Source organism: Streptomyces sp. NPDC043996, from assembly GCF_056435225.1.
In genome coordinates this window covers 157,981-184,851 of record NZ_JBWKEY010000007.1, presented here as the reverse complement: position 1 = coordinate 184,851, position 26,871 = coordinate 157,981, and the positions used below count along the sequence as shown (strand labels likewise).

Here is a 26,871-nt window from a genome sequence, read left to right as displayed (position 1 = left end):
AGCCCCGGACAGCCGGACCCCCGCGAAGGCGGGGACGAGTTCCCGACCGCCCCCGGCCCCGAGGGCACCGGGCCGCGGATACCAGCGCCGCGCGCCTCCATAGAGGACACCGGCGAGCCGCTGCCCGCGCCCACGGCCGCGCCGCCGGACCCCGAGCCGCCCGCGCTCGACCACCCGGTCCTGAAGTCCCTGCTCGGCGCGTGGGCGCTGGCCGCCTGCTCGACGGCGGAGGCGCGGGCCGTGGAGGAGCACCTGGGCACGTGCGGCCCCTGCGCCGAGGAGGCCCTGCGGCTGCGGGACGCGGTCGGCCTGCTGCACCCCGAGGAGAGCCTCGACCTCGACCCGGGGCTGCGCACCCGCGTCCTGGAGAGCTGCCTCGGCCGCCGCCCGCCGCGCGTCCCGCTGCCGGAGTGGGCCGCTCCGTACGACGCGGAGACCGCCCGGCTCGACGCGCTGCTCCAGGACATCGGGGATTCCGAGTGGCACGCGCCGGTGCGCCTCCGCTGGTTCGACGACGACCACCCGGTGAGCCGCAAGACGACGGTCGCCGGGGTGATCGCCCACCTCCTCGCCGTCGACGGCCTGGTGGGCACCGCCCTCGGCCTCGACGATCCGCTCGGCCTCGCCGCCCCGCCGAGCCCCGACCCGGCCGCGCGCACGGAGGCGTACTGGCGCGCCTCGCAGTTCCCGCCCACCCGCGCGGTACGGACGCCGTGGCGGGACCAGACGCACGAGCTGATCCGGACCGTGTCGTTCGCGGGCGGCGGCTCCGGGCGGCTCGCCGTGACGTACGGCATCGTGCCGGGCCCGCCCGGCGCGGAGGCCCTGCGCGTCGAGCTGCCCCTGCGCGACTCCATGCTGGAGCGCGCCTTCGAGTGCTGGATCCACGCCGAGGACATCGCGCGAGCCGTGGACTATCCGTACGAGCCGCCCGCGCCCCGGCATCTGCACCGCATGATCGACCTGGCGGCGCGGCTGCTGCCCGCGACGCTCGCCGAGCGGCGCCGGGCCGGGCGTGCGGCGCCCCCGCGCGAGCTGGTCGCGGCCGGGCGCCCCGGCCGCAGCCTGCGCCTGGAGGTCGAGGGCGTGGGCGGCGGCGAGTGGCTCATCCCCCTGGACTCCCCCGGCGCCAGCGGCTCCGCCGACTTCGAGGTGGCACACGTGGCCCTGGACGGCGTCGAGTTCTGCCGCCTGGCCGCGGGCCACGTGTCCCCCGAGGAGGCGGCAGCGGGCCAGGTGGGCGACCGCGAGGCGATCAGGGACGTACTGTTCGCGGCGGCGTCGCTGAGCAGGATGTGACCGGAGCACGGAGGTAGCCGACGCGCGGAGGTAACCGACGCGCGGCGGAAGCCGCGTGGCACCCAACCCACCCACCCGCGGCGCCACGCGTCAAGGCCCCGCGACGGAGCCGCGGAGTGCACGGGCGGGCGGGTGGGAAGCATCCGCCGCGCAGCGGCGGCGTAGAGACCCGCGCCCGTCAGGCGAAGACCACGGTGCGCTGGCCGTTCAAGAGAATCCTCCGCTCCGCATGCCACTTGACGGCCCGCGCCAGCGCCTGGCACTCCACGTCGCGCCCGACCGCCACCAGCTGCTCCGGCGTCACCTCGTGCCCCACCCGCTCGACCTCCTGCTCGATGATGGGGCCCTCGTCGAGGTCGGCGGTCACATAGTGCGCGGTGGCACCGATCAGCTTCACCCCGCGCACATGCGCCTGGTGGTACGGCCGCGCGCCCTTGAAGCTCGGCAGGAACGAGTGGTGGATGTTGATGATCCGGCCGCTCAGCGCCTTGCACAGGTCGTCCGAGAGGACCTGCATATAGCGGGCGAGCACGACCAGCTCGACGTCCTCGGCGCGCACCAGGTCCAGGAGCCGCGCCTCGGCCTCGGCCTTGGTGTCCTTCGTGACCGGGATGTGGTGGAAGGGGACGCCGTAGGAGGCGGAGAGCTCGGCGAACTCGGTGTGGTTGGAGACGACGGCCGCGATCTCCACCGGCAGCGCGCCGATCCGGGAGCGGAACAGCAGGTCGTTCAGGCAGTGCCCGAACTTGGACACCATCAGGACGATCCGCATGCGGTCGTCCGCCCGGTGGATCTGCCAGTCCATGTGGAACGCGTCGCCGATGGCGGCGAAGCTCGCCCGCAGCTTGTCCAGGGCCACCGGCGGCTCCGCCGAGAAGTGGACCCGCATGAAGAACAGTCCGGTGTCGTGGTCGCCGAACTGCTGGCTGTCCTCGATGTTGCACCCGGTCATGAAGAGGTAGCTCGACACGGCGTGCACGATGCCCTGTTTGTCCGGGCAGGAGAGCGTGAGGACGTACTGGTCAGCGCGGTCGGTGCGCTGGTCACTTGCGGCGGCGGACTGCTCGTTCATCCGCCAAGGGTCCCATATCCGAGAGGGCCTCCCCGGCCCCGTCCAGCCGGACCGGTCAGCCGAACCGATCACCCGGACGGTCAGCCGGACCGGGTCAGGATGCGGAGCACCTCGAGGGTCCGCGGCGCGCTGTCGGGGTCATCGCCGTCACCGGTCGCGAGCATGACGTGCGCGTCCCGCGCCGCCCGCACCGCGTCCGGCCAGCCGGGGTGGTCCAGATACACGGCGACCGCCGCGTCCGGGCCCACCTCGTGCATGATCCGCAGGACCCGGAGCACGGCCCCGTCGACCAGCGCCGCCTCCTGGGAGTCCCGGAAGATGGTCCCGACGTATTTCTCCGCGGACCAGTTGTCCAGCCACGTGTCCTCGACCAGGCGGTACACGGCGTCCGTCACGTCCCCGTACTCCTCGCGCCCGGCCAGCCAGCACTCCCGCTGGAACTCCGGGTCGGAGAGCATGTGCAGCGCCGAGCGCACGTTGCTGCGCCAGCGCCACCACGGCATGTCGTTCGTTGGCATGGCGCCTATGGTCCTTGACCGACGGCCGCGACGGGAAGACTTCTCCGAACCTTGCACGGTCATCGATCGTACGTTCCCACATCACCCCCCTCTCCCGGGCCCCACCCGTTCACGTGTTCGTCACCATCCGTTGAGAGAGCGTCACTCCCCGGTTGGCCCCTCCACGGAATCGTGCGGGTCCATGAGCGCCTTGCGACGCGTCTTCCTCCCCCGCCCTGCCGAGACCGCGCCCCGAGCGCGCAGAGTCGCGCACGCCGCGGCAGCGGTGGCGGCGTGCGCGGCGCTGGCGGTCGGCTGTGGGGTCATCCCCGGTACCACGGGGGGTTCCGGGGATGACCCCGTGACGGTCATGACGTGGGCCCCGGAGGGCACCCGCGCCACCAACAAGCCCGGCATGCCCGCGATGGCCAAGGCCATAGCGCGCTGGATCAACGCCACCGGCGGCCTCGACGGCCACGAGCTCAGGGTCATCACCTGCAACGACCGCAACGACCCGGTGGAGGCGGCGGGCTGCGCCCGCGAGGCCGTCAAGGAGAACGTGGTCGCGGTCGTCGGCTCGTACAGCCAGCACGGCCGGGCCTTCCTGGCGCCGCTGGAGAGCGCGGGCATCCCGTACATCGGCGGCTACGGCCTCACCGACGAGGAGTTCTCAAGCCCGCTCTCCTACCCCGTGAACGGCGGGCAGCCCGCGCTGCTCGCGGGCAACGGCCGCCAGCTCGCCGGCGTCTGCGACCGCGTCTCCCTGGTCCGGCCCGACACCGTCACCGGCGACAACCTCTCCAAGCTCCTCGACTCCGGCCTCGCCCAGGGCCACCGCCGGGCGTCCGCCGACATCCGCGCGCCCGAGGACGGCACGGACTACACCGCGCAGGCCGAGCAGGCGCTCGCCCGCGCGTCCGGCGCGGGCGCCAAGAAGGGGTGCGTGGCGGCGGCGCTCGGCACGCGCACGGACACGTTCTTCGACTCCTTCCGGCGCACCGAGGAGGACTACCCGGCGGTGCGCACGGCCTCCGTGCTCGGCAGCGTCGACCAGTCCCTCATCGACCGCAGCGGCGGCGCCGAGGGACCGTACGAAGGCGCGTACGTCACCGGCTGGTACCCCGCCGAGGGCGACAAGCGCTGGGAGCCGATGCGCGAGGTGATCCGCGCGCACGCCTTCGACGACACCCGCGTGGACGCCGCCGACGCGGGGGTGCAGACCACGTGGATCGCGTACACCGTCCTGAAGCAGGCCGTCGAGTCGCTCAACGGCGGCAAGGTGACCGCCCGCTCCCTGAGCAAGACCCTCGACCGGGGCCTGCGCGTGGACACCGGCGGCCTCACCCCCATGCTGAGCTGGCGCTTCGACGACATGCTCGCGGCGGGCGAGTACCCGCGCCTGGTGAACGCGGCCGTCACCTTCCAGGTGGTGCGGGGCGGGCGTCTGACGGTGGCGCGCGAGTCGTTCGTGAACGTGGAGAAGACCCTGGAGTCCGTCCGCTGACCACGCGCCGCCGTAGGGCCCGTCCACCAGAAGGGCCCTAGAGCTGCGTCGGGATGCGCTTGGTCAGGCCGTGCTTCTGGGCGATCGCGTTCCACAGGGCGGCCGCCTGCTGCTTGGCCTTCGTCGCCTCGCCGCTCGCGCGGTTGCCCGCGGCCGTGTGCGCGGTGTTGCGGGCGTGGCCCTTGCGGCAGCCCTTCTTGCCCCCGACCTGGTCGGCCCACGCGGCGTAGTGGTTGTCGGCCGACGCGGACGCCTTCCAGGCGCGGTTGAGCGCGGCGGTCAGCCGGGCGTGCGCGGGCAGCTTGTCGACGGTGAGCCCGGACAGGCGGCCGACGAGGCCGTTGCGCTGCTTGGCCGCGTCCCGCAGGTCGGTGGCGGACTGCCGCAGGTTCTGGCACTTGCCCACGTTGCGCACAGCGCTGATCACGGACTCGCGGCTGTCGTTGCTGTCCGCGAGGAGCTTGTCCAGGGCGACGGCCTGCCGCTTGGCGGGGTCCGCCGACGGCGACGGCGACGGCTTCGCGCCGTCCTTGTCCTTGTCGTCGTCCGCGCCCGAGTCCGGCGATGACGCGGCCAGCGGCTGCTTGTCCTCCGCCTTCGCGTCCCCGCCGCCCCCGGCGAGCATCGCGCCCGCGCCGACGCCGACCACGGCGATGGCCACGCCGACGCCGATAAGCAGCGGCGTCTTGGACCCGGTGCGGCCCCGGCGGCGCGGCGCGGGCTCGGGGTCCCCCGCCGGCGCGGGCGCGGACACCCGGGGCATCTGCTGGGTGGAGGAGGGGGCGCCGTCGGGCTCCGGCGCCCTGCGGAAGAGGTTGTCGAACTCCGCGGGCGGCTGCCGTTCGCCGTGCCCCGCCGCGGCGGCGGGCGGCGCGCCCTGCCCGCTGTCGGTCACCGGCGCGATGAACTGGGTGGGCGCGTTGTCCCCCGCGTAGGCGGTTTCTTCGGGTACGACGTCGGCGGCCTGCCCCAGGAACTGGGTGGCGTCGGCGCGGCCGAGGAACTGCGTGGCGTCCGGCGCGTCCGGCGCGGCTATCTCGGGCGGCAGGGCGCCCGGGGCGACGGGGGCTATGTACTGGGTGGCCTCGGCGTCCGGGCCCTGTGCCAGCCCATGTCCCGGTCCCTGTCCCGGTCCCTGTCCCGGCCCCGGTCCCTGTGCCAGCGGCTGTCCCGGCGACGGGAGCGGCCCGCCGGGCGGTCCGGGGGCGATGGGCGGCAGCACCTGGGTGTGGTCGGCGGCGGGCAGGGGCTGGCCGTAGCCCGCGTGAGGGGTGTGGCCGGTGTGGCCCTGGTAGCCCGTGTGGCCCGCTTGCCCCGCGTGACCCGGCTGCTCCGCGTATCCCGCGTATCCCGGATATCCACCGTGCCCGGTGTGCCCGGTATGCCCGGTGTGCCCCGGGTGCGCGCCGTGATCCATGGGACCCGCGTGACCGCTGGGCGGAGGCAGGGGCTGGCTCACGGGCGGCAGGCCGTGGGCCTCCGGCGGCAGGCCGTGAGCCTCCGGCGGCAGGCCGTGGCTCTCCGGCGGCAGCGCGTGCGCCTGAGGCGGCAGCGCGTGGTTCTCCGGCGGCAGGCCATGACCGTGGGCCTCCGGCGGCAGCGGCGTCCCGAACTGCCCGGAGGCGCCCGCTCCGGTCTCGTACGGCATCGCCGGTGGCATCGCGGGAGGCAGCGGGGTGCCCTCGGGGGGCAGCGGCATGCCACCCGTCACGGGAGCGGCCTGGCCCGGCTGCCCCGGAGCGCCCCAGGCCTCGCCCGCCCCCGGCGACGGCGCCGACGGTTCCGGACCCCACGGCTGGCCCCAGGGGCTGCCGACGGGCGGGGCCGCCTGGTGGCCGCCGGGCATCAGGGGCTCGCCGCCGTCCGCGGGCAGCACGATGCCCTCGTGGGCGTGCCGCTCCGCGGGCTGCCGCGGGTCGGGGGAAGCGGCGCCCTGCCCGCTCTGCTGCGTCACCGGGACTCCTACTTATGGGGGACCTTCGGAACGTCGGCTCACGCTACCGGGTCTCCACGGCCCTTAGCCACGCAGCTCAGAGCACACCACTGACGCCCTTGTCACAGACGCCACGGATGTAACGGAAGTTGCGCGGGAGACGCTGTGCATGGGTGTTCACGCGGCGCCCCACGGCGCCCGCAGCCCGCGCCTCCCGCTCCGCCTCACGCCGCCTGCAGCTCGATGCGCGCCCCGAACTCCCTGACCACCGGCTCCTCCCGGTACGGCTCCAGGCGCTGCTGGAAGTCGTCCAGGTACTCCGCGCCGCGGTTGGACCGCAGCGTGCCGAGGAGTTCGACGGCCTTCAGGCCCGTGTGGCAGCCCTGCTCCACCTCGCGCCGCTGGACCTGCGCCGTGGCGAGAAGGACCAGGTCGATCGCGCGCCGCCGCGCCCGGGTCTCGGGGTGCCCGGCGAGGGCCTCCTCCGCCCGCCGCGCCGCCGCGTCCGCCTGCCCCAGGTCCCGGTGGCAGTGGGCCAGTTCGTCCGCCAGATACGCGTGGTCGAAGTGGCGGATCCACACCGGGTCGTCACCGGACTGCTCCTCGCCGGTGGCCCGCTCCATCGCCTCCACCGCGCGGCCCGCGACGGCCTGCGTGGACCGCGCGTCCCCGAGCAGGGCGTGCCCGCGCGCCTCGGCGGCGTAGAACATGGACTCCGCGCGCGGTGTGACCCGCCCGCGCGCCCCCTCCTGCGCCGCCCGCGCCAGCTGTGCGATCTCGCGGGGGTTGCCGAGCTGCGCCGCGAGGTGGCTCATCGACGCGGCGAGGACGTACCCGCCGTAGCCGCGGTCGCCCGCGGCCTGGGCCAGGCGCAGGGCCTGGATGTAGTACCGCTGGGCGAGGCCGGGCTGGCCGGTGTCCACCGCCATGTACCCGGCGAGTTCCGTCAACTTGGCGACCGCGGCGAACAGTTCGCGGCCCACCGCCTCCCGGTACGAGCCCGCGAGCAGCCCGGAGACGACGGAGTTCAGATAGTGCACGACCACTGGTCGCACGTGTCCACTGCCGTACTGGTGATCCAGTTGCGTCAGCGCCTCCGTCATGGCCTTCACCGCCGCCACGTCCGACAGGCCGACGCGCGGCCCCGCCGTCCGGCTGACCTGCGCGTCCGGAGACGAGATCAGCCAGTCGCGGCTCGGCTCGACGAGCGCGGACGCGGCGACGGAGGAGCCGGACAGGAAGTCCCTGCGCCCCACGTCGCTGCGCCACAGCTCGCAGACCTGCTCGATCGCGCCGAGAACGGTGGGGGAGAACTGAAGGCCCACGCCGGAGGCGAGGTTCTTGCCGTTCGCCATGCCGATCTCGTCGATCGTGACCGTGCGCCCCAGCTTGCGGCCGAGCGCCTCCGCGATGATGCCCGGGGCACGACCGCGCGGCTGCTGCCCGCGCAGCCAGCGCGCCACCGACGTCTTGTCGTATCGAAGATCGAGACCGTGCTCCGCCCCGCACATGTTGACGCGGCGGGCCAGACCGGCGTTCGAGCAGCCGGCCTCCTGGATGAGTGCTTGCAGCCGTTCGTTCGGCTGCCGCGCGACGAGTGGCCTGGCGGCCATGGCGTACCCCCTGTGTGCACCGTGGACCATCTGGTGATTCGGATGGGATTCCGGGTCGAGTGGCGAACGCGGAACGGTCCGGGCCGGTTCGCCCGTACCGCCCAGATGATCAATGCCCGGGAAACAAGCGGAAGATGCACCACAAACACCCCACAAACGCATCACACCTGGTCACAACGCATCGCAATACATCGCAACTGGCATAGCGCTGCACACATCAGCGAGCCGGGTGAACTCGGGTGAACTCCGACTGCTCCTGCACGTGGCTACCCGCGCCCGGCCCTCCTTGCCCATGCGCGCCCCCACCCGTGCACCCGTGCGCCCCACGACGGGAAGAATGCTCCTCCCCCGCGCACATGACATGCCGTAACCGGAGCTGACGGCGGGAGTTGAGACATTCGTGGAAGAGACCATGGGAGTCACGTCAGCCGCGCAGATCCCGAAGCAGCGCGGAGAGGCCCTGCAGGATTCGGCCGTACGGTACGCGGAGGAACGGCACTGGGACGTCTTCCCCGGCGCCTGGCTGGAGTCCGTCGACGGCACATGGCGCTGCTCGTGCGGCGACACCGCGTGCGCCGTGCCCGGCGCCCATCCCGTGCGCGACGACTGGCCCACGCAGGCCACGGGCAGTGCGACCGTCGCCAGGCGCCTCTGGTCGAAGCAGCCGAACGCCTCGATCCTGCTGCCCACGGGCCGCACGTTCGACGCCATCGACGTCCCCGAGACCGCCGGATTCCTCGCCCTCGCCCGCATGGAGCGCATGGAGCTCACGCTCGGCCCGGTCACCTGCACGCCCGACCGGCGCATGCAGTTCTTCGTCCTGCCGGGCGCCACGGCCAAGGTCCCCGACCTCGTCCGCAAGCTGGGCTGGCCGCCCGCCGCCCTCGACCTCATCACGCTCGGTGAGGGCGCCTACGTCGCCGCGCCGCCCACCCGTTTCGGCGCCTCCGGCGCGGTGCAGTGGGCCTGCCGCCCCACGGCCGCCAACCGCTGGCTCCCGGACGCGGAGGAAATCATCTCCCCCTTGTCCTACGCCTGCGGCAGGGAAGCCCGCCGGAGGTAGACCCCGCCAGGCCCGCGCCGCCGTCGTATCGTGCACCCACAGGCGACGGCGACGGCGAAAAGGGGCAACGGTGGCCACGGAGACGCCCGCGGCAGCGGTGCAGGTGACCAACCTGTGGAAGGCCTTCGGCCCACAACTCGCCGTGGCGGGAGTCGACCTCACCCTGCCGGCGGGGAAGTTCGTCGGCCTCGTCGGCCCCAACGGCGCGGGCAAGACCACCACCCTCTCCATGGTCACCGGGCTGCTCCGCCCCGACCAGGGCACCGTCGAGGTCGTCGGCCACGACGTGTGGCGCGACCCCGCCGAGGTCAAGGCCCGCATCGGCGTCCTGCCCGAGGGCCTGCGCCTGTTCGAGCGGCTCTCGGGGCGCGAACTCCTCGCCTACACCGGGCGGCTGCGCGGCCTGCCCGGTGCCGAGGTCGACAAACGGGCCACCCAGCTGCTCGACGTCCTCGACCTCTCGGGCGCCCAGCACAAGCTCGTCGTCGACTACTCCACCGGCATGCGCAAGAAGATCGGCCTGGCCACGGCGCTCCTGCACAACCCGGAAGTCCTCTTCCTCGACGAGCCGTTCGAGGGCGTCGACCCGGTCTCCGCGCAGACCATCCGCGGCGTCCTCGAACGCTTCACCGGATCCGGCGCGACCGTCGTCTTCTCCAGCCACGTCATGGAGCTCGTCGAGTCCCTGTGCGACTGGGTCGCCGTCATGGCGGCGGGCCGCATCCGCGCGCAGGGCCCGCTCGCCGAGGTCCGCGGCGATGCCCCCTCGCTCCAGCAGGCCTTCCTCGAACTCGTCGGCGCGAACGGCCGCGACCCGGGCACCGACCTCGACTGGCTCGGCGGCGGCGCCCGGTGACCGCGCCCGTCAGCACGGGCCTGACCCCCGTCTTCGTACGCCTGAAGCTGTCCCTGCTGCGCAACGGCCTGCGCCAGTCCAGCGGACGGCGCGCCGCGTACGCGGCCTCCGCGGTGCTCACCCTGCTGTTCGCCGCGCTCCAGTTCCTCGGCCTCGTCCTGCTGCGCGGCGACCCGCACGCCGCCACGGTCGCCGTCCTGCTCACCGCGGTCCTCGGGCTGGGCTGGGCGGTGCTTCCGCTGTTCTTCCCCAGCGGTGACGAGACCCTCGACCCCACCCGCCTGGTGATGCTGCCGCTGCGCCCGCGCCCCCTGGTGCGCGCACTGCTCGTCGCCTCGCTGGTGGGCATCGGGCCCCTGTTCACGCTGTGCCTCGCGCTCGGCGGCGTGATCGCCGTCGCACAGGGCGGCGCGGCCGTCGCGGTGGGCGTGGTGGCGGTGCCGCTGGTGCTCCTGGTGTGCGTGGCGCTCGCCCGCGCCGTCGCCGCCGCCAACGTCCGCCTCCTCACCAGCCGCAAGGGCCGCGACCTCGCCGTCCTCAGCGGCCTGGTCATCGCCGTCGGGGCGCAGCTGGTCAACTTCGGGGTCCAGCGCATCGGTTCGTCATCGGAGGGCCTCGGCGAGCTCGACCCGGCGGCGGACGTCGTCGGCTGGATCCCCCCGGCGTCCGCCCTCTCGGCGGTGCACCGCGCGGGCGAGGGGCGCTACGCCATCGCGGCGGCCCAACTCACCCTGTCCGCCCTGGCCCTGCTGCTCCTCCTCGGCGCGTGGCGGCGCAGCCTGACCCGGCTGATGACCGCGCCGGACGGCTCCACCCTCGCGGCGGCCGAGCCGGCCAAGACCCGGCGCGGCGGCGGCCTCGCGGGCCTGCTGCCGGGCGGGCGCACCGGGCCCGTCATGGAGCGCACCCTGCGCTATGTGTGGCGCGATCCGAAGACCAAGGCCTCCTGGGTCACCTCCCTGGCCATCGGCGTGATCGTGCCGGTGTTCAACGCCCTGCAGGGCACCGGCTCGGTGTACTTCGCCTGCTTCGCCGCGGCCATGCTCGGCGTCCAGATGTACAACCAGTTCGGCCAGGACACCTCCGCGTTCTGGATGGTCGCGATGACCATCTCCTCGCCCCGGGACGCGTACGACGAACTGCGCGCCCGCGCGCTCGCGCTGCTGGTGGTGACCCTGCCGTACACGGCGCTCGTGACCGTCTTGACCACGGCCATGCTCGGCGCCTGGCGGTCCCTGCCCGAGGCGCTCGGCCTGTCCTTCGCGCTCCTCGGCGCCATGCTCGCCACCGGAGCCTGGTCCTCCGCCCGCTATCCGTACTCCATCCCGGAGGCGGGCTACAAGAACGCGGCCCCCGGCCAGGCGGGCCTGGCCTGGCTCTCCATCCTCGGCGGAGTGCTGTGCGCCGCCGCGCTGTGCGCGCCCGTCCTCGCCCTCACCATCTGGCTCCACACCTCGGGGCGGGACTCCTGGACGTGGCTGCTGCTGCCGCTCGGCACGGTCTACGGCGCCGCCGTCACCGTCCTCGGCCTCCGGCTCGCGGCGCCCCGCGTCGCCCGGCGGCTGCCGGAGATCCTGACGGCGGTGAGCAAGGGGTGAGCGCGGGCCCCGGGGGCGAGCGGCCCCGGATACGCAGCAACCCGCGAGCCTGGGTCCTCCCTGCCTGGGAGGGCGGGAGGAGCCGGCCGGACGTACCGGCGGCTCGCGGGTCGGGTGACTGCTGTGGGTTTCGGCCGGCTGCGCGCCTGTCTCACGCGCTGGTCCGGCACCGCACTGAGATGTGGTGGCGGGCCGCTAGCCCGCAGCCACCTCTTCCGTCCGGTTTCCATACATCTGCCGAACCACCTCCTCTCCGAAGTACCACCCACCCTAGGAACCCGGCGCGGGCCGTTCAACTGTTTTTCCGCGCGCCCCGTCTCACAACGATTTGCCTCAACTTCCGGGAACTTACTGTGGGCTGGGTCACGTTCGAGTTGAATGATCTGACGTGCGGTACAGCCAGCTCATGAGGAAGACGACGCGGCCTGCAGGGGGTTCCAGGTGAGTGCTTCCCGAAGGAGCGGAACGACCGACGAACTAGGGCCCGAGGAGCCGGGCCCCGGCGGCGCCGAACTGCTCGCGGCGCTCCTCGACGGGATGGACGCCGCCCTGTGCGCCTTCGACTCCGACGGGGTGGTGACGCACTGGAACCGCGAGGCGCAGCGCATCCTCGGCTGGTCGGCCGCGGAGGCCGTCGGGCGGCGCGGCTTCGCCGGGTGGGCCGTGCGGCCCGCCGATGCCGAAGAGGTCGAGGAGCGCCTCCTGGCCGCCATGCACGCCCACGGCCGCCAGGTGCACGAGTTCGCCCTCCTCACCAAGGGCGGCGGCCGGGTGCTCGTCCGCACGCAGTCGGCCACCGTGCGCGGCGGCGACGGCAAGCCCGCCGGGGTCTACTGCGCCTTCAGCGAGGTGCACGCGCAGATCGACCTGGAGCGGTCCATCGCCCTGAGCGAGGCCCTCTTCGAGGACGCCTCCTGGGGCGTCGTCCTCGTCGACGCCGACCTCAGGCCCGCCGTGGTCAACGAACACGCGGCCCGCCTCCTCGGCCTCGGCCGCGCGGCGCTCCTCGGGCGGCCCCTCGGCGAGGTCCTCGTCCAGGGCGTCGAGGAGCTGGAGAGCGCCCTCGCGCACGTGCTCGCGGAAGGGGCGCCGCCCGCGCCCGCCGAGATGTGGGTGGTGGTGCGCGCGGAGGGCGGCGCGGCGGAGCGCCGGTGCTGGCGCAGCGGCTTCCTGCGGCTCGGCTCGCCGCTCGCGGAGGAGCCGGTGCCGCTCGGCGTCGCCTGGCTCTTCCGGGACGTCACCCGGGCCAAGCAGGCCGAGCAGGAGGCCGCGCAGCTGCGGTTCCGCTCCCAGCAGCTGCACCGCTCCGCGCGGGCCGCCGCCGAGTGCGAGGACCCGATGGAGGCGGCCACCGTGCAGCTGGACTTCGCGCTCGCCGGGTTCGCCGACCACGCCCTGATCGACCTGCTGGTGAGCGAGGAGCCGGAGGTCCGCCTGGTGCGGGCCGCGGCCAGCCCCGCCGGGTCCCCGGGGCCCTGTCTGTCCGCGGGCAGGTCCGGGCTTCCGGTGCGCTACCCCGAGGGGCATCCGGCGACGCAGTGCGTGGAGCGGGCGGGGTCGGTGCGGGCCAGCGCCGGGCTCGCGTCGGTGGAGCGGGCCCGGGAGTGGGCCGCCGTGCGGCAGTGGCCCGAGTCGTCCGTGCACGCCCTGTGCGCCGTGCTGCGCAGCCGGGGCCGCACGCTCGGCGTGGTGACGTTCCTGCGCGGCGGCGCCCGCACCCAGTTCGAGCGCGCGGACGCGACGTACGCGGAGAGCGTGGCGGCGCGGGTCGCGGCGGCGCTCGACCTGGCGGAGGCGCTCGGCGGCTGAGCGGCGCCGGACTGACGACGTACGTGTACGTGCGTGTACGTGCGTGTACGTGCGTGTACGCGAGGTGCCCCGCGTCAAGCCGCCGTGTGCCCTACCGGGTGAACGCGCCCTAATGCCGGTAGAAGATCCGGTCGCCGTAGTCCTGGAACACCCGGCCGTTCCAGTCGTGGCCGCCGTCGACGTTCCCCGAACGGAGCAGCGGCGGCTCGATGCCGCGCTCCGCGAGGCCCGCGGCCGCCGTGGCCATCATGGCCTGCATCAACGCGCTGGCGACCATCGTGGACGCGGGGCCGAAGGGTGCCTCCACGGAGTCGAGGGTGAGCTCCGCGTCACCAATGGCGATCTTCGAATCCAGGACGACGTCGCAGTGGTCCTTCAAAAACGTGCCGGACACATGCCGGGACTTCGTGTCCTTCGCGTACGCCACGGACGTCACGCCGATCACCTTCAGACCCAGCGCGCGGGCGTTCATCGCCATTTCCACGGGAAGTGAATTCCGCCCCGACAGGGAAATGATCACGAGGACGTCCCCGGCCCGCACCGGGCTCGAGTCCAGGACGGCGCCCGCGAGCCCGTCCACGCGCTCCAGGGCGGAGCCGAGCGTCGCGGGCATCACGTCCACGCCGACCACGCCCGGCACGGAGAGGAGGTTCATCAGGGCGAGCCCGCCCGCGCGGTAGACGACGTCCTGCGCGGCCAGCGAGGAGTGGCCCGCGCCGAAGGCGAAGAGCCGCCCGTCGGCGGCGACGGCGTCGGCGATCAGCTCCGCGGCGGCCGTGATCGCCCCGGTCTCCTCGTCGCGTACGCGCCGCAGCAGGCCGATCGCGGCGTCCAGATAGCGGTCGGCGACCGGGCCATCGCCGGTGCCCCGCACTCCGCCGTCACGCGTGCCGTTGGTCATCCGCGAAACCCCTTCGTCCCGCCCCGTCCCGTCGTGTCGCGGATCACGGTGCGGTCTGAACCAGTGCCCTGTCAATACGGCCCGGCGCCGCCTGTTTCGACGGCGCAACCCGGTTGTCAGTGGTATGCGTCAGAATTGAGGGCAGGGCCAGCGCACGAGCGAAAATCTGAGGGGCACCCATGTCGGGGCTTATTGACACCACTGAGATGTATTTGCGCACCATCCTCGAGCTGGAGGAGGAGGGTGTCGTCCCCATGCGGGCCAGGATCGCCGAGCGGCTCGACCAGAGCGGTCCGACGGTCAGCCAGACGGTGGCACGCATGGAGCGCGACGGCCTGGTGGCCGTCGCCAGCGACCGGCACCTGGAGCTGACCGAGGAGGGCCGCCGCCTGGCCACGCGCGTCATGCGCAAGCACCGCCTCGCCGAATGCCTCCTGGTCGACGTGATCGGCCTGGAGTGGGAGCAGGTGCACGCCGAGGCCTGCCGCTGGGAGCACGTGATGAGCGAGGCCGTGGAGCGCCGCGTCCTGGAGCTCCTGCGCCACCCCACCGAGTCGCCGTACGGCAACCCGATCCCGGGCCTGGAAGAGCTCGGCGAGAAGGACGGCGCGGACCCGTTCCTGGACGAGGGCATGGTGTCCCTCATCGACCTGGACCCGGGCACGGACGGCAAGACGGTCGTGGTGCGCCGCATCGGCGAGCCGATCCAGACGGACGCGCAGCTGATGTACACCCTGCGGCGCGCGGGCGTGCAGCCCGGCTCCGTGGTGAGCGTGACGGAGTCCGCGGGCGGCGTGCTCGTCGGCTCCAGCGGCGAGGCCGCCGAGCTCGCGGCGGACGTCGCCTCGCACGTGTTCGTCGCCAAGCGCTGAAGCACCGGAGCCGCTGGCTCCGCGACGTCTCGACACGGGCGTCAACAGCCGTTATCACAGGGGCTGTTGGCGCGCGTCCGAGACGCGCCGAAGTCCAAGATTCAGTGTGCCGAAGCGCAGCGCCGCGGCGATTTGCGTGCGAGGCTGTCGCGAGAGGCATATGACCTGAGGGCTCTTGACCGCGTCGGCACCGGGACCTGGCCGGGTGGCCACCGGGCCCGGCCGCACCGGCGCAGGCCCGGCCGGAGAAGGGGACGGACGATGTGCCCGCCTTGTGAGCAGCGGCGCGCGCGGCGCGGCCTCCGAGCAGAGGGCCCCGGCGCCTCGCGGCGCCGGGGCCTGTCCTCCCCCGGACTGACCCGGAGCCCCGAGCTCCCAGGGTCACCCCCCTCGGACCGATCTCCCCGAGCGGCCCGTCTCCCGATGAAGATCTCCCCTCGGCGGCGGCGGTCAATCCTTGAGCATGGTCACCCGAACGAGCGGTGTTGGCGGCAAGACGGCCGTTCTCGAATGAGAGTTCGATAGCGTGCCGGGGTGCGTGACCGAAGAACCCGAGCGGAACCAAGGGGGGTGCCTGGGACCATGGTGCGACGCATCGACGTGACCGGCGCGGGCGGCGTGAGCCTCGCCGCCTGGGAGTACGCCGACCCTCCCAAGAGCGGAGAGGCCGGGCCCTCCCGGGGCGGCGTGCTGTTACTGCACGGCCTGATGGGCCGCGCCTCACACTGGGCGGGCACCGCCCGCTGGCTCTCCGAGCGGCACCGGGCGGTCGCCATCGACCAGCGGGGCCACGGCCAGAGCGACAAGCCCGCCGAAGGCCCCTACGACCGTGAGGCGTACGTGGATGACGCCGAGGCCGCCCTGGAGCAGCTCGGCCTCGCCCCCGCCGTCCTCATCGGGCACTCCATGGGCGCCCTCACCGCCTGGCAGCTGGCCGCCCGCCGCCCTGACCTGGTCCGCGGCCTGGTCATCTGCGATATGCGGGCTTCCGCCCTCGGCGCCGCGTCGCAGCGGGAGTGGGAGTCCTGGTTCAAGTCCTGGCCGGTGCCGTTCGCGACGCTCGCGGACGTCCGCAAGTGGTTTGGCGAGGACGACCCGTGGGTGGAGCGGCCCAACCCCTCCCGGGGCGCGTTCTTCGCCGAGGGCATGGCCGAGGGCCCCGACGGCTGGCGGCCCGTCTTCGACCCCGCGCAGATGCTGAAGTCCCGCGAGACATGGGTGTACGACGCGCACTGGGAGGAGCTCGTCCAGGTCCGCTGCCCCGCCCTCGTCGTCCGCGGCCTCGACGGGGAGCTCGGCCGCGCCGAGGCCCAGGAAATGGTCCGCGTCCTGCCTCACGGGGCGTACGCGGAGGTCGCCGACGCCGGTCACCTCGTGCACTACGACCAGCCGGAGGGCTGGCGCGAAGCGATCGAGCCGTTTCTGGACGGGGTCCTGGCGGGGTTCTAGGCCCGCCGCTGGCGCGGCGGGGGCCTGTGCCACCCGGCGGTGGTGGGGTGCCGCCTGTGCGCGTGGCGCCTCGGGTGGGTTCTTTGGGTTTCCGCCGCTACCGCGGCGGGGGTTTCCCACCCGCCCGCCCGAGCACCCTGCGGTGTCAACGGTGAGGTAGGCGCGTAGCGCTGCGGGTGAGTGGGTGGGGGGGGGGTGAGTGGGGGTGCCGGCCGTCGTTCAGGCTTCGGTTTCCACGGCGGTCCGTGTGCGTGGTGTGGTCAGGGGCTCAGGCGGGTCAGGTGCCACGTCCCGGCGGCGGCGGTGGTGTCGGCGTCTCGTTCGTAGCGCAGGCGGTCGTGGAGGCGGTTGTTGCGGCCCTGCCAGAACTCGACGGTCTCGGGTACGACCCGGAATCCGCCCCAGTGCGGCGGCGCGGGGACCTGCTCGCCCTCGGGGTAGCGCGCCGCCAACTCCGCGTACGACGCGTCCAGTTCGGCCCGTGACGCGATCACCTTCGACTGGGCGCTGGCCCACGCGCCAAGCTGGGAGCCGTGCGGGCGGCTGCGGAAGTAGCGGACCGTCTCCTCGCGGCCGGTGCGCTCCGCCGTTCCGGACACGATCACCTGGCGGGCCATCGGATGCCAGGGGAACAGGAGCGACACGCGGGGGTTCGCGGCGATGTCCCGGGCCTTGCGGGACTCGTAGTTGGTGAAGAAGACGAAGCCGCGCTCGTCGAAGCCCTTCAGGAGCACCGTGCGCGCGCTCGGCCTGCCCTCGGCGTCCGCCGTCGACACGACCATCGCGTTCGGCTCGTACAGCACCCCGCCCGAGGTCTCCGCCTCCGCCGCCGCCTGCTGGAACCAGAGCGTGAACTGCTGGAACGGGTCGGCGGGGAAGTCGGCCTCGGCGATGCCGTCGGCGCGGTACTGCGCGCGCATGGCGGCCAGCCGGGCGGCGTCGGCGGACTCGGAGGCGGTGGCGCGGGACTCGGTCACGCGGTCATCTTGCCGTATACGAATGCCGGTCAACCAAGCGGCAGTCGGCGGGTACACGCCACCCCCAAGAGGTGATGTGTGGCACTGAGTGCCGCAGTGCATCGCCAAGGGTGGCACCAAGGGCTATCGTTCCGAATCCACACGGGTTGGGTGACCTCCGCCCGCACGGGGCATGACCGGGTTACTCCAGACCACGTGTCGAACACGTCACCGATGGTCGAACACTTCCTTTCGTACACCACCTGTCGTACACATCACGAGGAGCCGCCTGATGTCCGACTTCGTACCCGGGCTTGAAGGAGTCGTCGCGTTCGAGACGGAGATCGCCGAACCGGACAAGGAAGGCGGGGCCCTGCGCTACCGGGGCGTCGACATCGAGGATCTGGTCGGCAGCGTCTCGTTCGGCAACGTGTGGGGCCTGCTCGTCGACGGCGCCTTCGACCCCGGCCTGCCCGCCGCCGAGCCCTTCCCCATCCCCGTCCACTCCGGCGACATCCGCGTCGACGTCCAGTCCGCGCTCGCCATGCTCGCCCCCGTGTGGGGGCTGAGGCCGCTGCTCGACATCGACGAGGAGCGGGCGCGCGACGACCTCGCGCGGGCCGCCGTGATGGCCCTGTCGTACGTCGCCCAGTCCGCGCGCGGCCAGGGCCTGCCGATGGTGCCGCAGCGCGAGATCGACAAGGCCGAGACCGTCGTCGAGCGCTTCATGCGGCGCTGGCGCGGCGAGCCCGACCCGCGCCACGTCCAGGCCGTCGACGCGTACTGGACCTCGGCCGCCGAGCACGGCATGAACGCGTCCACCTTCACCGCCCGGGTCATCGCCTCCACCGGGGCCGATGTCGCGGCCGCGCTTTCCGGGGCCGTCGGCGCCATGTCGGGACCGCTGCACGGGGGCGCGCCCTCGCGGGTCCTCGGCATGATCGAGGAGATCGAGCGCACCGGGGACGCGGTCGCGTACGTGAAGCAGGCGCTCGACCGGGGCGAGCGGCTCATGGGCTTCGGGCACCGGGTGTACCGCGCCGAGGATCCGCGGGCGCGGGTGCTCCGGCGCACCGCGCGGGAGTTGGGGGCGCCCCGCTTCGAGGTCGCCGAAGCGCTGGAGAAGGCCGCCCTCGACGAGTTGCACGCGCGGCGTCCTGACCGGGTGCTCGCCACCAACGTGGAGTTCTGGGCGGCGATCGTGCTCGACTTCGCGGAGGTGCCGGCGCATATGTTCACTTCCATGTTCACGTGTGCGCGTACGGCGGGGTGGTCGGCGCACATTCTTGAGCAGAAGCGGACGGGGCGGTTGGTTCGGCCTTCCGCTCGGTATGTGGGGCCCGCGGCGCGGGGGCCTCAGGAGATTGGGGGGTACGGGGGCCTTTCCGGCTGAGGTCCCTCGCGGGGCGCCCCAGACCCGCCCCTTCCCACTCCGGGTGCGGCTGCCCCCGTTCCCCCGCTCAACCGCATTGGCGCTCCGCGCCTCGTCCTCAAACGCCGGACGGGCTGGAAACTCACCCGCGAGCCGCTAGGTCGGGGGGTGCGGGGGCGGCTGCAGGTGTAAGGGCGGGCGGGTGGGAGATATAGCCCGTCCGGCGATTGAGGACACGGCGCGGAGCGCCGAGGGGGCCGAGTCTTACCTGGCTTTGCCGTTGTTTTGGCGGGGGTGTGACGTGTGCCCGGCACCTTGTCTCGCGGGGCCCGAACGGGCCGAGGTGAGGAGAGGGCGATGACGTACAAGAGCACGGCCCGGCGCGCGGGCCTCGTGGTGGGCGCGATGGCGGTACTGGCCACCACGGTCCCGGCGGCCACGGCGGCAGCCACGGCGGCGGCCACGGCCGGGGCGCCGGTGAGCGGGCGGGCGGCGGCCACCGCACCCGGCTGGTGCCCCACCGTCGAGGGGCACCGCGTCGACTGCGGCAGCGTCACGCGCCCCCTGGTGGCGGGCGAGCCCCGCCTGGGCACGGTGAAGGTGAGCTACGCGGTGGTGCGGCACAGTGGCTCCGGCCCCGCCAAGGGCACCGTCGCCGTCAACCCGGGCGGCCCCGGCGAGACCTCGATCGACAAGGCGGCGGAGTTCACCTGGGGCCTGGAGCGGCTGGCGAAGGACCACGACCTGCTTCTGGTGGACCCGCGCGGCACCGGCGCCTCCCAGCGCGTCCCGTGCGGCGTCACCGACGCCGAGTACCGCTTCGGCACCCGGGCCCAGCAGCGCGCCGCGGTCGAGCGGTGCGCGAAGAACCTGGGGCCCAAGGCCGCGGGGTACACCTCGGCCGCCACTGCCGACGACATCGACGCCATCAGGGCCAGGATCGGCGTGGCGAAGCTCAGCCTGTACGGGCTCTCGTACGGCACCTATCTGATGCCGGTCTACGCCTCCCGCCACCCCGAGCGCGTGCGCTCCCTCGTGCTGTCCGGCGCGTACCCGCTGAAGTTCGACTCGCTGGCGCGGCCCAGCGCGCAGGCGGTGTCCCTCTCCCTGCGCCGGGTGTGCGAGCGCTCCGTGCCCGCCGCCTGCGACGGCGCGCGGGCCGTCAAGGACCTGGCCACCACGGCGGCGCGGCTGCGGGCCAAGCCCCTCACCGTGTCGATCAAGACAGGACACGGCGTCTACAAGAAGCGGTTCGGTGAGGACAAGCTCGCCAACCTGCTGTTCGAGGCCGCCAGCAGCGGCGTCGGCCTGGCCCCGCACAAGCCCTCGCTGCTCGGGCGACTGCCGCACGCCCTGCACCGGTTCGTGAAGGGCGACACCGGGCCGCTGCGCGCGCTGGTCAAGGAGGAGGGGTCCTCGGGCAGCAAGGCCGACCAGGCGCCGTACATCGCGGTCGTCTGCAACGACTACCGCAGGGCCTGGTCGAAGGACGCGTCGCGGGCCGAGCGGTGGCGGCAGTACCGGGCCGCGCTCGCGGCAGTGCGCCCCGGTGAGCACGGCGCGTTCAGCGCGAAGGGCTTCACCCGGGGCACCACCGACGGCGGCGACACCTGCATCGGCTGGCCCCGCGCGAACACCCCCGCCCCGCAGCCCACGAACCCCCGCCTGCCCGACGTCCCGGTCCTGGTGCTCTCCGGCGACCTCGACGCCAACACGCCCGACTCCAATGGCAAGAAGGCCGCCCGGCAGTTCCGCGACAGCCGGTTCCTCTCGGCCCGCAACATGGGGCACGTGCCCGAGCTTGAGCTGAGCCGCTGCGTCACCGGCGTCTCCGCGCGCTTCCTGCGCACCGGCGCGACGGGCGACACCTCGTGTCTGCGCGCGCTGCCGCCGATCACCGTCACTCCGGTACGCCGCTGACGCCCCCCGGCCCGTGTCACGCCAGTACCTCCGCGAGCAGCACGCCCCACTGCCGCACCACCCGCTCGCGCCGCCCCCGGTCGTCCGTGAGGAGGTTCGCGAGGCCGAGCCCCCGGGCCATGTCCAGGAGCCCCTGGACGGTCTCGCGGGCCCCGGGGCGGGACTCGTCGACACCGAGGAGCTCCACGGCTATGCGGTGCGTCTCGCGGCCGACGCGGGCCTCCAGCTCCGTTACTCGCGGCCCCAGTTGGGGTTCGTTGGACGCGGCCACCCACAGGTGCAGGGCCGCCCGGAACAGGGGGCCGGTGTAGAGGTCCACCAGGGCGGCGACGACCGTCTCCCGGTCGGCGCCGGTGGCGCCGTCGGGGAACAGGCCCCGCAGCGCCTCCGAGCGCCGCTCGGCCACGTGCTCGACGGCCGCCGTGAACAGGTCCTCGCGGGTCGGGAAGTGGTGCTGGGCCGCGCCCCGCGACACCCCGGCCCGCTCGGCGACGACGGTGACCGTCGAGCCGGACCAGCCGTGCTCGGCGAGGCACGCCACGGCGGCCTCCAGGAGTGCGCGCCGCGTGGCCCGGCTGCGGTCCTGCTTGGGCGAGCGGTCGGCCTCGGTCACAGCACCCATGGGCGCTCCCGTCGTTCCAGGAACGCCGCCACGCCCTCGCGCGCCTCGGCGGAGCGGAAACGGCGGGCGGACAGGGCGATGGCGGCGTCCGCGTCCTCATCGAATGCGGTGAGCACCTTAGCCGTGAGCAGTCCCTTGGTGTCGGCGAGGGCCCCCGGAGCCGCCTCGCGCAGGCCGTCGAGGAGCGGCGCCAGGACCGTGTCCACCTCGGCCGCGTCGGGCGCGTACGCCGTCAGCAGGCCGATCCGCGTCGCCTCCGCCGCGTCGAAGCGCTCCCCGGTGAGGCAGTAGCGGCTCGCCGCCCGCGCGTCGAGGCGCGCCAGGAGGGGGATGGAGATCACGGCCGGTACGACCCCGATGCGCACCTCGGTCAGGGCGAAGGTCGCGTCCGGGCCGCCCGCGACCGCCAGGTCACAGGCGGCGACCAGGCCGAGACCGCCCGCCCGGACGTGCCCGGACACCCGCGCCAGCACCGGCTTCGGCAGCGACACGATCCGCCGCAACAGGGCCACGAACGCCGCCGGTTCGGGCGGCTCGCGCAGATCGGCGCCCGCGCAGAACGTCGTTCCCGTGTGCGTGAGCACCACGGCCCGTACGCCGGGGTCGGCTCCCGCCCGCTCCAGGGCGGCCGACAGTTCGGCGACCAGGGCCCCGGAGAGCGCGTTGCGGTTCGCGGGCGAGTCGAGCGTGAGCGTCACGACGCCCCGCTCCGGCTTCGATACGGCCACCAGGGTCACCCCGGTCATCGGCGCACTCCTCCTGGAATCAGCTGGAATCAGTACGACTTGGGCAGGCCGAGGGTCTGGTGCGACACGTAGTTGAGGATCATCTCGCGGCTCACAGGGGCGATCCGCGCGACCCGGGACGCGACGATCAGCGACGCCAGTCCGAACTCTGCCGTCAGGCCGTTCCCGCCGAGGGTGTGCACGGCCTGGTCGACGGCCTTCACACAGGCGTCGGCCGCCGCCAGCTTCGCCATGTTCGCGGCCTCGCCCGCCGCGAGGTCGTCCCCGGCGTCGTACAGGTGCGCCGCCTTGCGCGTCATCAGGCTCGCCAGTTCGAGGTCGACGTGGCACTGCGCCAGCGGGTGCGCGATCGCCTGGTGCGCGCCGATGGGGGTCGCCCACACCTGGCGGTCCTTGGCGTAGGCCACGGCCCGCTCAAGGGCGTACCTGCCCATGCCGAGCGCGAACGCCGCCGTCATGATCCGCTCGGGGTTGAGGCCCGCGAACAGCTGGAGCAGGCCCGCGTCCTCGTCGCCGACGAGCGCGTCGGCGGGCAGCCGCACGTCGTCGAGGACGAGCTCGAACTGCTTCTCGGCCGCCTTGAGTTCCATGTCGATGGCGCGGCGCGTGAACCCCGGCGCGTCCCGGTCCACGATGAACAGGCACGGCTTGAGGCGGCCCGTGCGCGCGTCCTCCGTGCGGCCGACGATCAGGGTGGCGTCGGCGATGTCGACGCCCGAGATGAAGACCTTGCGGCCGGTCAGGAGCCAGTCGTCGCCGTCCCTGCGGGCGGTGGTCGTGATGCGGTGCGAGTTGGAGCCCGCGTCCGGTTCGGTGATGCCGAAGGCCATGGTGCGGCTGCCGTCGGCGAGCCCGGGCAGCCAGGTCCGCTTCTGCGCGTCGGTGCCGAAGCGGGCGATCACCGTGCCGCAGATCGCCGGGGACACCACCAGCATCAGCAGCGGGCAGCCCGCCGCGCCCAGCTCTTCGAGGACGAGGGAGAGTTCGGCGATGCCGCCGCCTCCGCCGCCGTACTCCTCGGGCAGGTTCACGCCCAGGTAGCCCAGTTTCGCGGCGTCCGCCCACAGCTCGTCGGGGTGGCCGCCGTCCTGGACGACGCGGGTCAGGTAGTCGCGGCCGTAGCGGCGGCCGAGCGCGGCGACGGCGGCGCGCAGCGCGGTGTGCTCCTCGGTTTCCAGGACTGTGCTCATGCGGGGACTTCCTCCCGAGACGTGGGTTCCTGGGGTGGGGGTTCCTGATCCGTGGACTCGTACTCGTGTGCTGGTACTGGGGGTTCCTCGGCCCCGGCCTCCTGGACCACCGCGAGCAGCGCGCCCACCTCCACCTGCTCCCCCGGCCGCGCGTGCAGCGCGGTCAGCGTGCCGGACGCGGGGGCGGTGACGCGGTGCTCCATCTTCATGGCCTCCAGCCACACCAGCGGCTGCCCGGCGGTGACCCGCGCGCCCTCGGCGAGGCCGTCGGCGACCCGGACGACCGTGCCCGGCATGGGCGCGAGCAGCGATCCCGGCTCCTGGCGCGCGGACGGTTCGGGGAGCGCGGGCAGCGGGGTCAGGGCCACGTTCCCGACGTACACGCGGCCGTCGGCGTACGAGGAGACGGTGAACGCGCGGCGCACGCCGTCCGTTTCGAGGACGACGCGGTCGGGCGCGGCCGCGAGCACCCGGGCCCCGTCCACGGCGAAGCCGTCCCGGGTGGCCGCGTACCGTGCCTCGTGCTCGGTGCCGTCCGCGTCGGCGTACCGCTTGACCTGCGGCTGCGAGCGCAGGTTGCGCCAGCCGCCGAAGCGGGAGCGGGAGCGGCCGCACGCGTCGGCGAGCGCGGCGGCGAGGGGCGCCCAGCGCGTCCCGGGGCCCGTGTCCGTGGCCGTCAGGTCGGCCAGGTGCCGGTCGTAGAACGCCGTGGTCATGCGCCCGGCCGTGACCTCGGGGTGGCGCAGTGAGCGGATCAGCAGCTGCCGGTTGGTGGCGGGGCCGTGGACGGTGGAGCGCTCCAGGGCGCCCGCCAGCTTGCGCAGGGCCTCCTCGCGGGTCGGCGCGTGGGCGATGACCTTGGCGAGCATCGGGTCGTAGTGCACGCCGACCGTGTCGCCGTCGGCGTACCCCGTGTCGAGGCGCACGCCCTCCGGCACCGAGAGCCGGTGCAGCGTCCCGGTCTGCGGGGCCCATCCGGCCGCCGGGTCCTCCGCGTAGAGGCGGGCCTCCACGGCGTGCCCCTGGGGCTGGGGCGGACTCTCCAGGGTGTGGCCTTCGGCGACGCGGATCTGGAGGGCCACGAGGTCGATCCCGCACACGGCCTCGGTGACGGGGTGCTCGACCTGGAGGCGCGTGTTCATCTCCAGGAAGTGGGGGGTGCCGTCCGCCGCGACGAGGAACTCCACCGTGCCCGCGCCCCGGTAGCCCACCGCGCGCGCGGCCTGTGTCGCGAGGCCGTAGAGCCGCTTGACGAGGGCGTCGGGCAGGCCGGGGGCCGGGGCCTCCTCGATGACCTTCTGGTGGCGGCGCTGGAGCGAGCAGTCGCGCGTCCCGTACGGCCACACCGTCCCGGCGGCGTCCGCGACCAGCTGCACCTCGACGTGGCGGCCGCCCTCCACGTACGGCTCGACGAACACCTCGCCGTCCCCGAAGGCGCTCGCGGCCTCGGCGCGGGCGGCCGTCAACGCGGCGTCCAGGTCGGCGAGGTCGCGGACGACGCGCATGCCTCGGCCGCCGCCCCCGGCCGCCGCCTTCACCAGGACCGGCAGGTCGTCCTTGGTGACGTCGCCCGGCGCGAGCGGGGCGAGGCCGAGCAGTCGCTTCGCGCGGGTCTTGGACGCCATCGCCTCGATGGCCTCGGGCGGCGGCCCGATCCACACCAGGCCCGCGTCCAGGACGGCCCGCGCGAACGCGGCGTTCTCGGACAGGAAGCCGTAGCCGGGGTGGACGGCGTCGGCGCCGGTCGCGAGGGCGGCCCGCACGAGGAGGTCGCCGCGCAGATACGTGTCGGCCGGGGCCGCGCCCGGAAGGCGTACCGCCTCGTCGGCCTCGCGCACGTGCAGAGCGTCGGTGTCGGCGTCGGAGTGCACGGCGACCGTGCCGATGCCGAGGACGCGGCACGTGCGGAAGACCCGGCAGGCGATCTCGCCCCGGTTGGCGACGAGCACTGAACGGATCACGAGGGCCTCACATCCGGAAGACGCCGAAGCCGCCGCGTGCGCCTTCGTAGGGGGCTGTGTGCAGGGCGGACAGGCAGATGCCGAGGACGGTGCGGGTGTCGCGCGGGTCGATGACGCCGTCGTCGTACAGCCGCCCGGAGAGGAACATCGGCAGCGACTCCGCCTCGATCTGTTGCTCCACCATGGCGCGCAGGGCCGCGTCGGCCTCTTCGTCGTACGGCGCTCCCTTGGCCGCCGCCGACTGCCGGGCCACGATGGACAGGACGCCCGCGAGCTGCTGCGGGCCCATGACGGCCGACTTGGCGCTGGGCCAGGCGAACAGGAAGCGCGGGTCGTAGGCGCGGCCGCACATGCCGTAGTGCCCGGCCCCGTACGAGGCGCCCATGAGCACCGACAGGTGCGGGACCCGCGAGTTGCTCACCGCGTTGATCATCATCGAGCCGTGCTTGATGATGCCGCCCTGCTCGTACTCCTTGCCGACCATGTAGCCGGTGGTGTTGTGCAGGAACAGCAGGGGGATGTCGCGCTGGTTGGCGAGCTGGATGAACTGGGCGGCCTTCTGCGACTCGGCGGAGAACAGCACGCCTTGGGCGTTGGCGAGGACACCGATCGGATAGCCGTGCAGGCGGGCCCAGCCGGTGGTGAGCGAGGTCCCGTACAGCGGTTTGAACGCGTCGAAGTCGGAGCCGTCGACGATGCGGGCGATGACCTCGTGCGGGTCGAAGGGGGTGCGCAGATCGCCGGGGACGACGCCGAGGAGTTCGTCGACGTCGTACTTGGGCGGCTCCCCCGGGACCGGATCGGCGTACGCCTTGCGCCAGTTGAGGCGGGCGACGACCCGGCGCGTCTGGCGCAGCGCGTCGCGCTCGTCCTGCGCGAGGTAGTCGGCGAGGCCCGAGGTGCGGGCGTGCATCTCGGCGCCGCCGAGGGACTCGTCGTCGCTCTCCTCGCCGGTCGCCATCTTCACCAGCGGCGGGCCGCCGAGGAATACCTTCGCGCGCTCCTTGACCATGATCACGTGGTCGCACATGCCGGGCACGTAGGCGCCGCCCGCCGTGGAGTTGCCGAAGACGACGGCGATCGTGGGGACCCCGGCGGCCGAGGACTGGGTGAGGTGTTTGAAGAGGGCGCCGCCCGGGATGAAGATCTCCTTCTGCGAGGGCAGGTCGGCGCCCCCGGACTCCACCAGGTGGATCGAGGGCAGCCGGTTGGCGTGCCCGATCTCGTGCGCGCGGAAGGCCTTCTTCAGCGTCCAGGGGTTGGAGGCGCCGCCGCGCACGGTCGGGTCGTTGGCGGTGATCAGGCACTCGACGCCCTCGACGACGCCGATGCCGGTGACCATGGAGGCGCCGACGGGGTACTCACTGCCCCAGGCCGCGAGCGGCGACAGCTCCAGGAACGGCGTGTCCGGGTCGAGGAGCAGCTCGACCCGCTCCCGGGCGAGGAGCTTGCCGCGCCGCCGGTGGCGCTCGACGTACTTCTCGCCGCCGCCTTGGAGCGCCTTCGCCTGCTCCGCAGCCAGCTCGTCAAGTTTGGCGAGCATGGCGGCGCGGTGGGCGGCGTAGTCGGGCCCGGAGGTGTCCAAGGCCGAGGAGAGGACGGTCACGGGGCGGCCTCCGGGGGGTGCGGGTGCGTCAC

At 73.6% G+C, this 26,871-nt stretch carries 21 protein-coding genes; 10 read left to right on the top strand and 11 right to left on the bottom strand.

Annotation, left to right across the window (positions count from 1 at the left end; genetic code table 11):
• The first annotated feature begins 78 nt into the window (after window positions 1-78).
• Complete coding sequence (locus tag AC07A4_RS20095; RefSeq protein ID WP_478601042.1) at window positions 79-1,299, top strand: zf-HC2 domain-containing protein; 1,221 nt, start codon at window positions 79-81, stop codon at window positions 1,297-1,299.
• 178 nt (window positions 1,300-1,477) lie between these two features.
• Here the strand turns inward: AC07A4_RS20095 and purU are convergent, their stop codons facing one another.
• Together purU and AC07A4_RS20085 are read right to left on the bottom strand one after the other, a co-directional pair.
• Complete coding sequence (purU, locus tag AC07A4_RS20090; RefSeq protein ID WP_478600329.1) at window positions 1,478-2,371, bottom strand: formyltetrahydrofolate deformylase; 894 nt, start codon at window positions 2,369-2,371, stop codon at window positions 1,478-1,480.
• An 80-nt stretch (window positions 2,372-2,451) separates the two neighbouring features.
• A complete protein-coding gene (locus tag AC07A4_RS20085; protein WP_478600326.1) occupies window positions 2,452-2,952 on the bottom strand; it encodes an SCO4402 family protein in 501 nt (166 codons plus the stop codon).
• A gap of 118 nt (window positions 2,953-3,070) precedes the next feature.
• Between AC07A4_RS20085 and AC07A4_RS20080 the strand changes: the two genes are divergently transcribed.
• A complete protein-coding gene (locus AC07A4_RS20080) occupies window positions 3,071-4,372 on the top strand; it encodes an ABC transporter substrate-binding protein (RefSeq protein ID WP_478600323.1) in 1,302 nt (433 codons plus the stop codon).
• Window positions 4,373-4,409: 37 nt separating this feature from the next.
• Here the strand turns inward: AC07A4_RS20080 and AC07A4_RS20075 are convergent, their stop codons facing one another.
• Window positions 4,410-6,326: a hypothetical protein gene (locus AC07A4_RS20075; protein ID WP_478600320.1), complete on the bottom strand. Its 1,917-nt coding sequence runs from the start codon at window positions 6,324-6,326 to the stop codon at window positions 4,410-4,412.
• Between the two features lie 203 nt (window positions 6,327-6,529).
• Window positions 6,530-7,918: a transcriptional regulator gene (locus AC07A4_RS20070; protein WP_478600317.1), complete on the bottom strand. Its 1,389-nt coding sequence runs from the start codon at window positions 7,916-7,918 to the stop codon at window positions 6,530-6,532.
• Window positions 7,919-8,330: 412 nt separating this feature from the next.
• Here AC07A4_RS20070 and AC07A4_RS20065 point away from each other — a divergent pair, with 412 nt between their 5' ends.
• The 4 genes from AC07A4_RS20065 to AC07A4_RS20050 all read left to right on the top strand — a co-directional run bounded on the left by AC07A4_RS20065 (window position 8,331) and on the right by AC07A4_RS20050 (window position 13,244).
• Complete coding sequence (locus AC07A4_RS20065; protein WP_478600314.1) at window positions 8,331-8,981, top strand: bifunctional DNA primase/polymerase; 651 nt, start codon at window positions 8,331-8,333, stop codon at window positions 8,979-8,981.
• A 70-nt stretch (window positions 8,982-9,051) separates the two neighbouring features.
• A complete protein-coding gene (locus AC07A4_RS20060) occupies window positions 9,052-9,837 on the top strand; it encodes an ABC transporter ATP-binding protein (protein ID WP_478600311.1) in 786 nt (261 codons plus the stop codon).
• Window positions 9,834-11,435 carry a transporter gene (locus AC07A4_RS20055; protein WP_478600308.1) on the top strand — a complete coding sequence of 534 codons (1,602 nt, stop codon included), beginning with the start codon at window positions 9,834-9,836 and terminating at the stop codon, window positions 11,433-11,435. The genes AC07A4_RS20060 and AC07A4_RS20055 overlap by 4 nt, the downstream gene beginning before the upstream one ends.
• A gap of 441 nt (window positions 11,436-11,876) precedes the next feature.
• Window positions 11,877-13,244: a PAS domain-containing protein gene (locus AC07A4_RS20050; RefSeq protein WP_478600305.1), complete on the top strand. Its 1,368-nt coding sequence runs from the start codon at window positions 11,877-11,879 to the stop codon at window positions 13,242-13,244.
• Between the two features lie 109 nt (window positions 13,245-13,353).
• On the opposite strand, the gene AC07A4_RS20045 is transcribed toward AC07A4_RS20050, so the two are convergent.
• On the bottom strand, window positions 13,354-14,145 hold the full coding sequence (locus tag AC07A4_RS20045; protein WP_478600302.1) for an SIS domain-containing protein: 792 nt from the start codon (window positions 14,143-14,145) through the stop codon (window positions 13,354-13,356).
• Window positions 14,146-14,324: 179 nt separating this feature from the next.
• Between AC07A4_RS20045 and AC07A4_RS20040 the strand changes: the two genes are divergently transcribed.
• On the top strand, window positions 14,325-15,017 hold the full coding sequence (locus tag AC07A4_RS20040) for an iron-dependent transcriptional repressor DtxR (protein ID WP_030361523.1): 693 nt from the start codon (window positions 14,325-14,327) through the stop codon (window positions 15,015-15,017).
• 582 nt (window positions 15,018-15,599) lie between these two features.
• On the top strand, window positions 15,600-16,466 hold the full coding sequence (locus tag AC07A4_RS20035) for an alpha/beta fold hydrolase (RefSeq protein ID WP_478600299.1): 867 nt from the start codon (window positions 15,600-15,602) through the stop codon (window positions 16,464-16,466).
• A gap of 260 nt (window positions 16,467-16,726) precedes the next feature.
• Here the strand turns inward: AC07A4_RS20035 and pdxH are convergent, their stop codons facing one another.
• Window positions 16,727-17,461 (bottom strand): pyridoxamine 5'-phosphate oxidase, encoded by a 735-nt coding sequence (gene pdxH, locus AC07A4_RS20030; protein ID WP_478601040.1) that lies wholly within the window; start codon window positions 17,459-17,461, stop codon window positions 16,727-16,729.
• A gap of 253 nt (window positions 17,462-17,714) precedes the next feature.
• Here pdxH and AC07A4_RS20025 point away from each other — a divergent pair, with 253 nt between their 5' ends.
• Entirely contained in the window at window positions 17,715-18,815 is a 1,101-nt protein-coding gene (locus AC07A4_RS20025; protein WP_478600296.1) for a citrate synthase 2, read from the top strand.
• Window positions 18,816-19,151: 336 nt separating this feature from the next.
• The gene (locus AC07A4_RS20020) at window positions 19,152-20,714 is read left to right on the top strand and encodes an alpha/beta fold hydrolase (RefSeq protein ID WP_478600293.1); all 1,563 of its coding nucleotides are present in this window, start codon (window positions 19,152-19,154) and stop codon (window positions 20,712-20,714) included.
• Window positions 20,715-20,730: 16 nt separating this feature from the next.
• Here the strand turns inward: AC07A4_RS20020 and AC07A4_RS20015 are convergent, their stop codons facing one another.
• From AC07A4_RS20015 to AC07A4_RS19995, 5 genes are read right to left on the bottom strand one after another with little or no spacing between them, the layout of a single operon-like run.
• Window positions 20,731-21,336: a TetR/AcrR family transcriptional regulator gene (locus AC07A4_RS20015; protein WP_478600291.1), complete on the bottom strand. Its 606-nt coding sequence runs from the start codon at window positions 21,334-21,336 to the stop codon at window positions 20,731-20,733.
• Window positions 21,324-22,082, bottom strand: coding sequence for an enoyl-CoA hydratase family protein (locus AC07A4_RS20010; protein WP_478600288.1), 759 nt, complete (start codon window positions 22,080-22,082; stop codon window positions 21,324-21,326). The genes AC07A4_RS20015 and AC07A4_RS20010 overlap by 13 nt, the downstream gene beginning before the upstream one ends.
• A gap of 29 nt (window positions 22,083-22,111) precedes the next feature.
• Window positions 22,112-23,272, bottom strand: coding sequence for an acyl-CoA dehydrogenase family protein (locus tag AC07A4_RS20005; RefSeq protein WP_478600286.1), 1,161 nt, complete (start codon window positions 23,270-23,272; stop codon window positions 22,112-22,114).
• Window positions 23,269-25,233 carry an acetyl/propionyl/methylcrotonyl-CoA carboxylase subunit alpha gene (locus tag AC07A4_RS20000; RefSeq protein WP_478600284.1) on the bottom strand — a complete coding sequence of 655 codons (1,965 nt, stop codon included), beginning with the start codon at window positions 25,231-25,233 and terminating at the stop codon, window positions 23,269-23,271. Before AC07A4_RS20000 ends, AC07A4_RS20005 begins: the two co-directional genes overlap by 4 nt.
• A gap of 7 nt (window positions 25,234-25,240) precedes the next feature.
• Window positions 25,241-26,839, bottom strand: a complete 1,599-nt coding sequence (locus AC07A4_RS19995) for an acyl-CoA carboxylase subunit beta (RefSeq protein ID WP_478600281.1) — start codon at window positions 26,837-26,839, stop codon at window positions 25,241-25,243.
• Window positions 26,840-26,871: the final 32 nt, after the last annotated feature.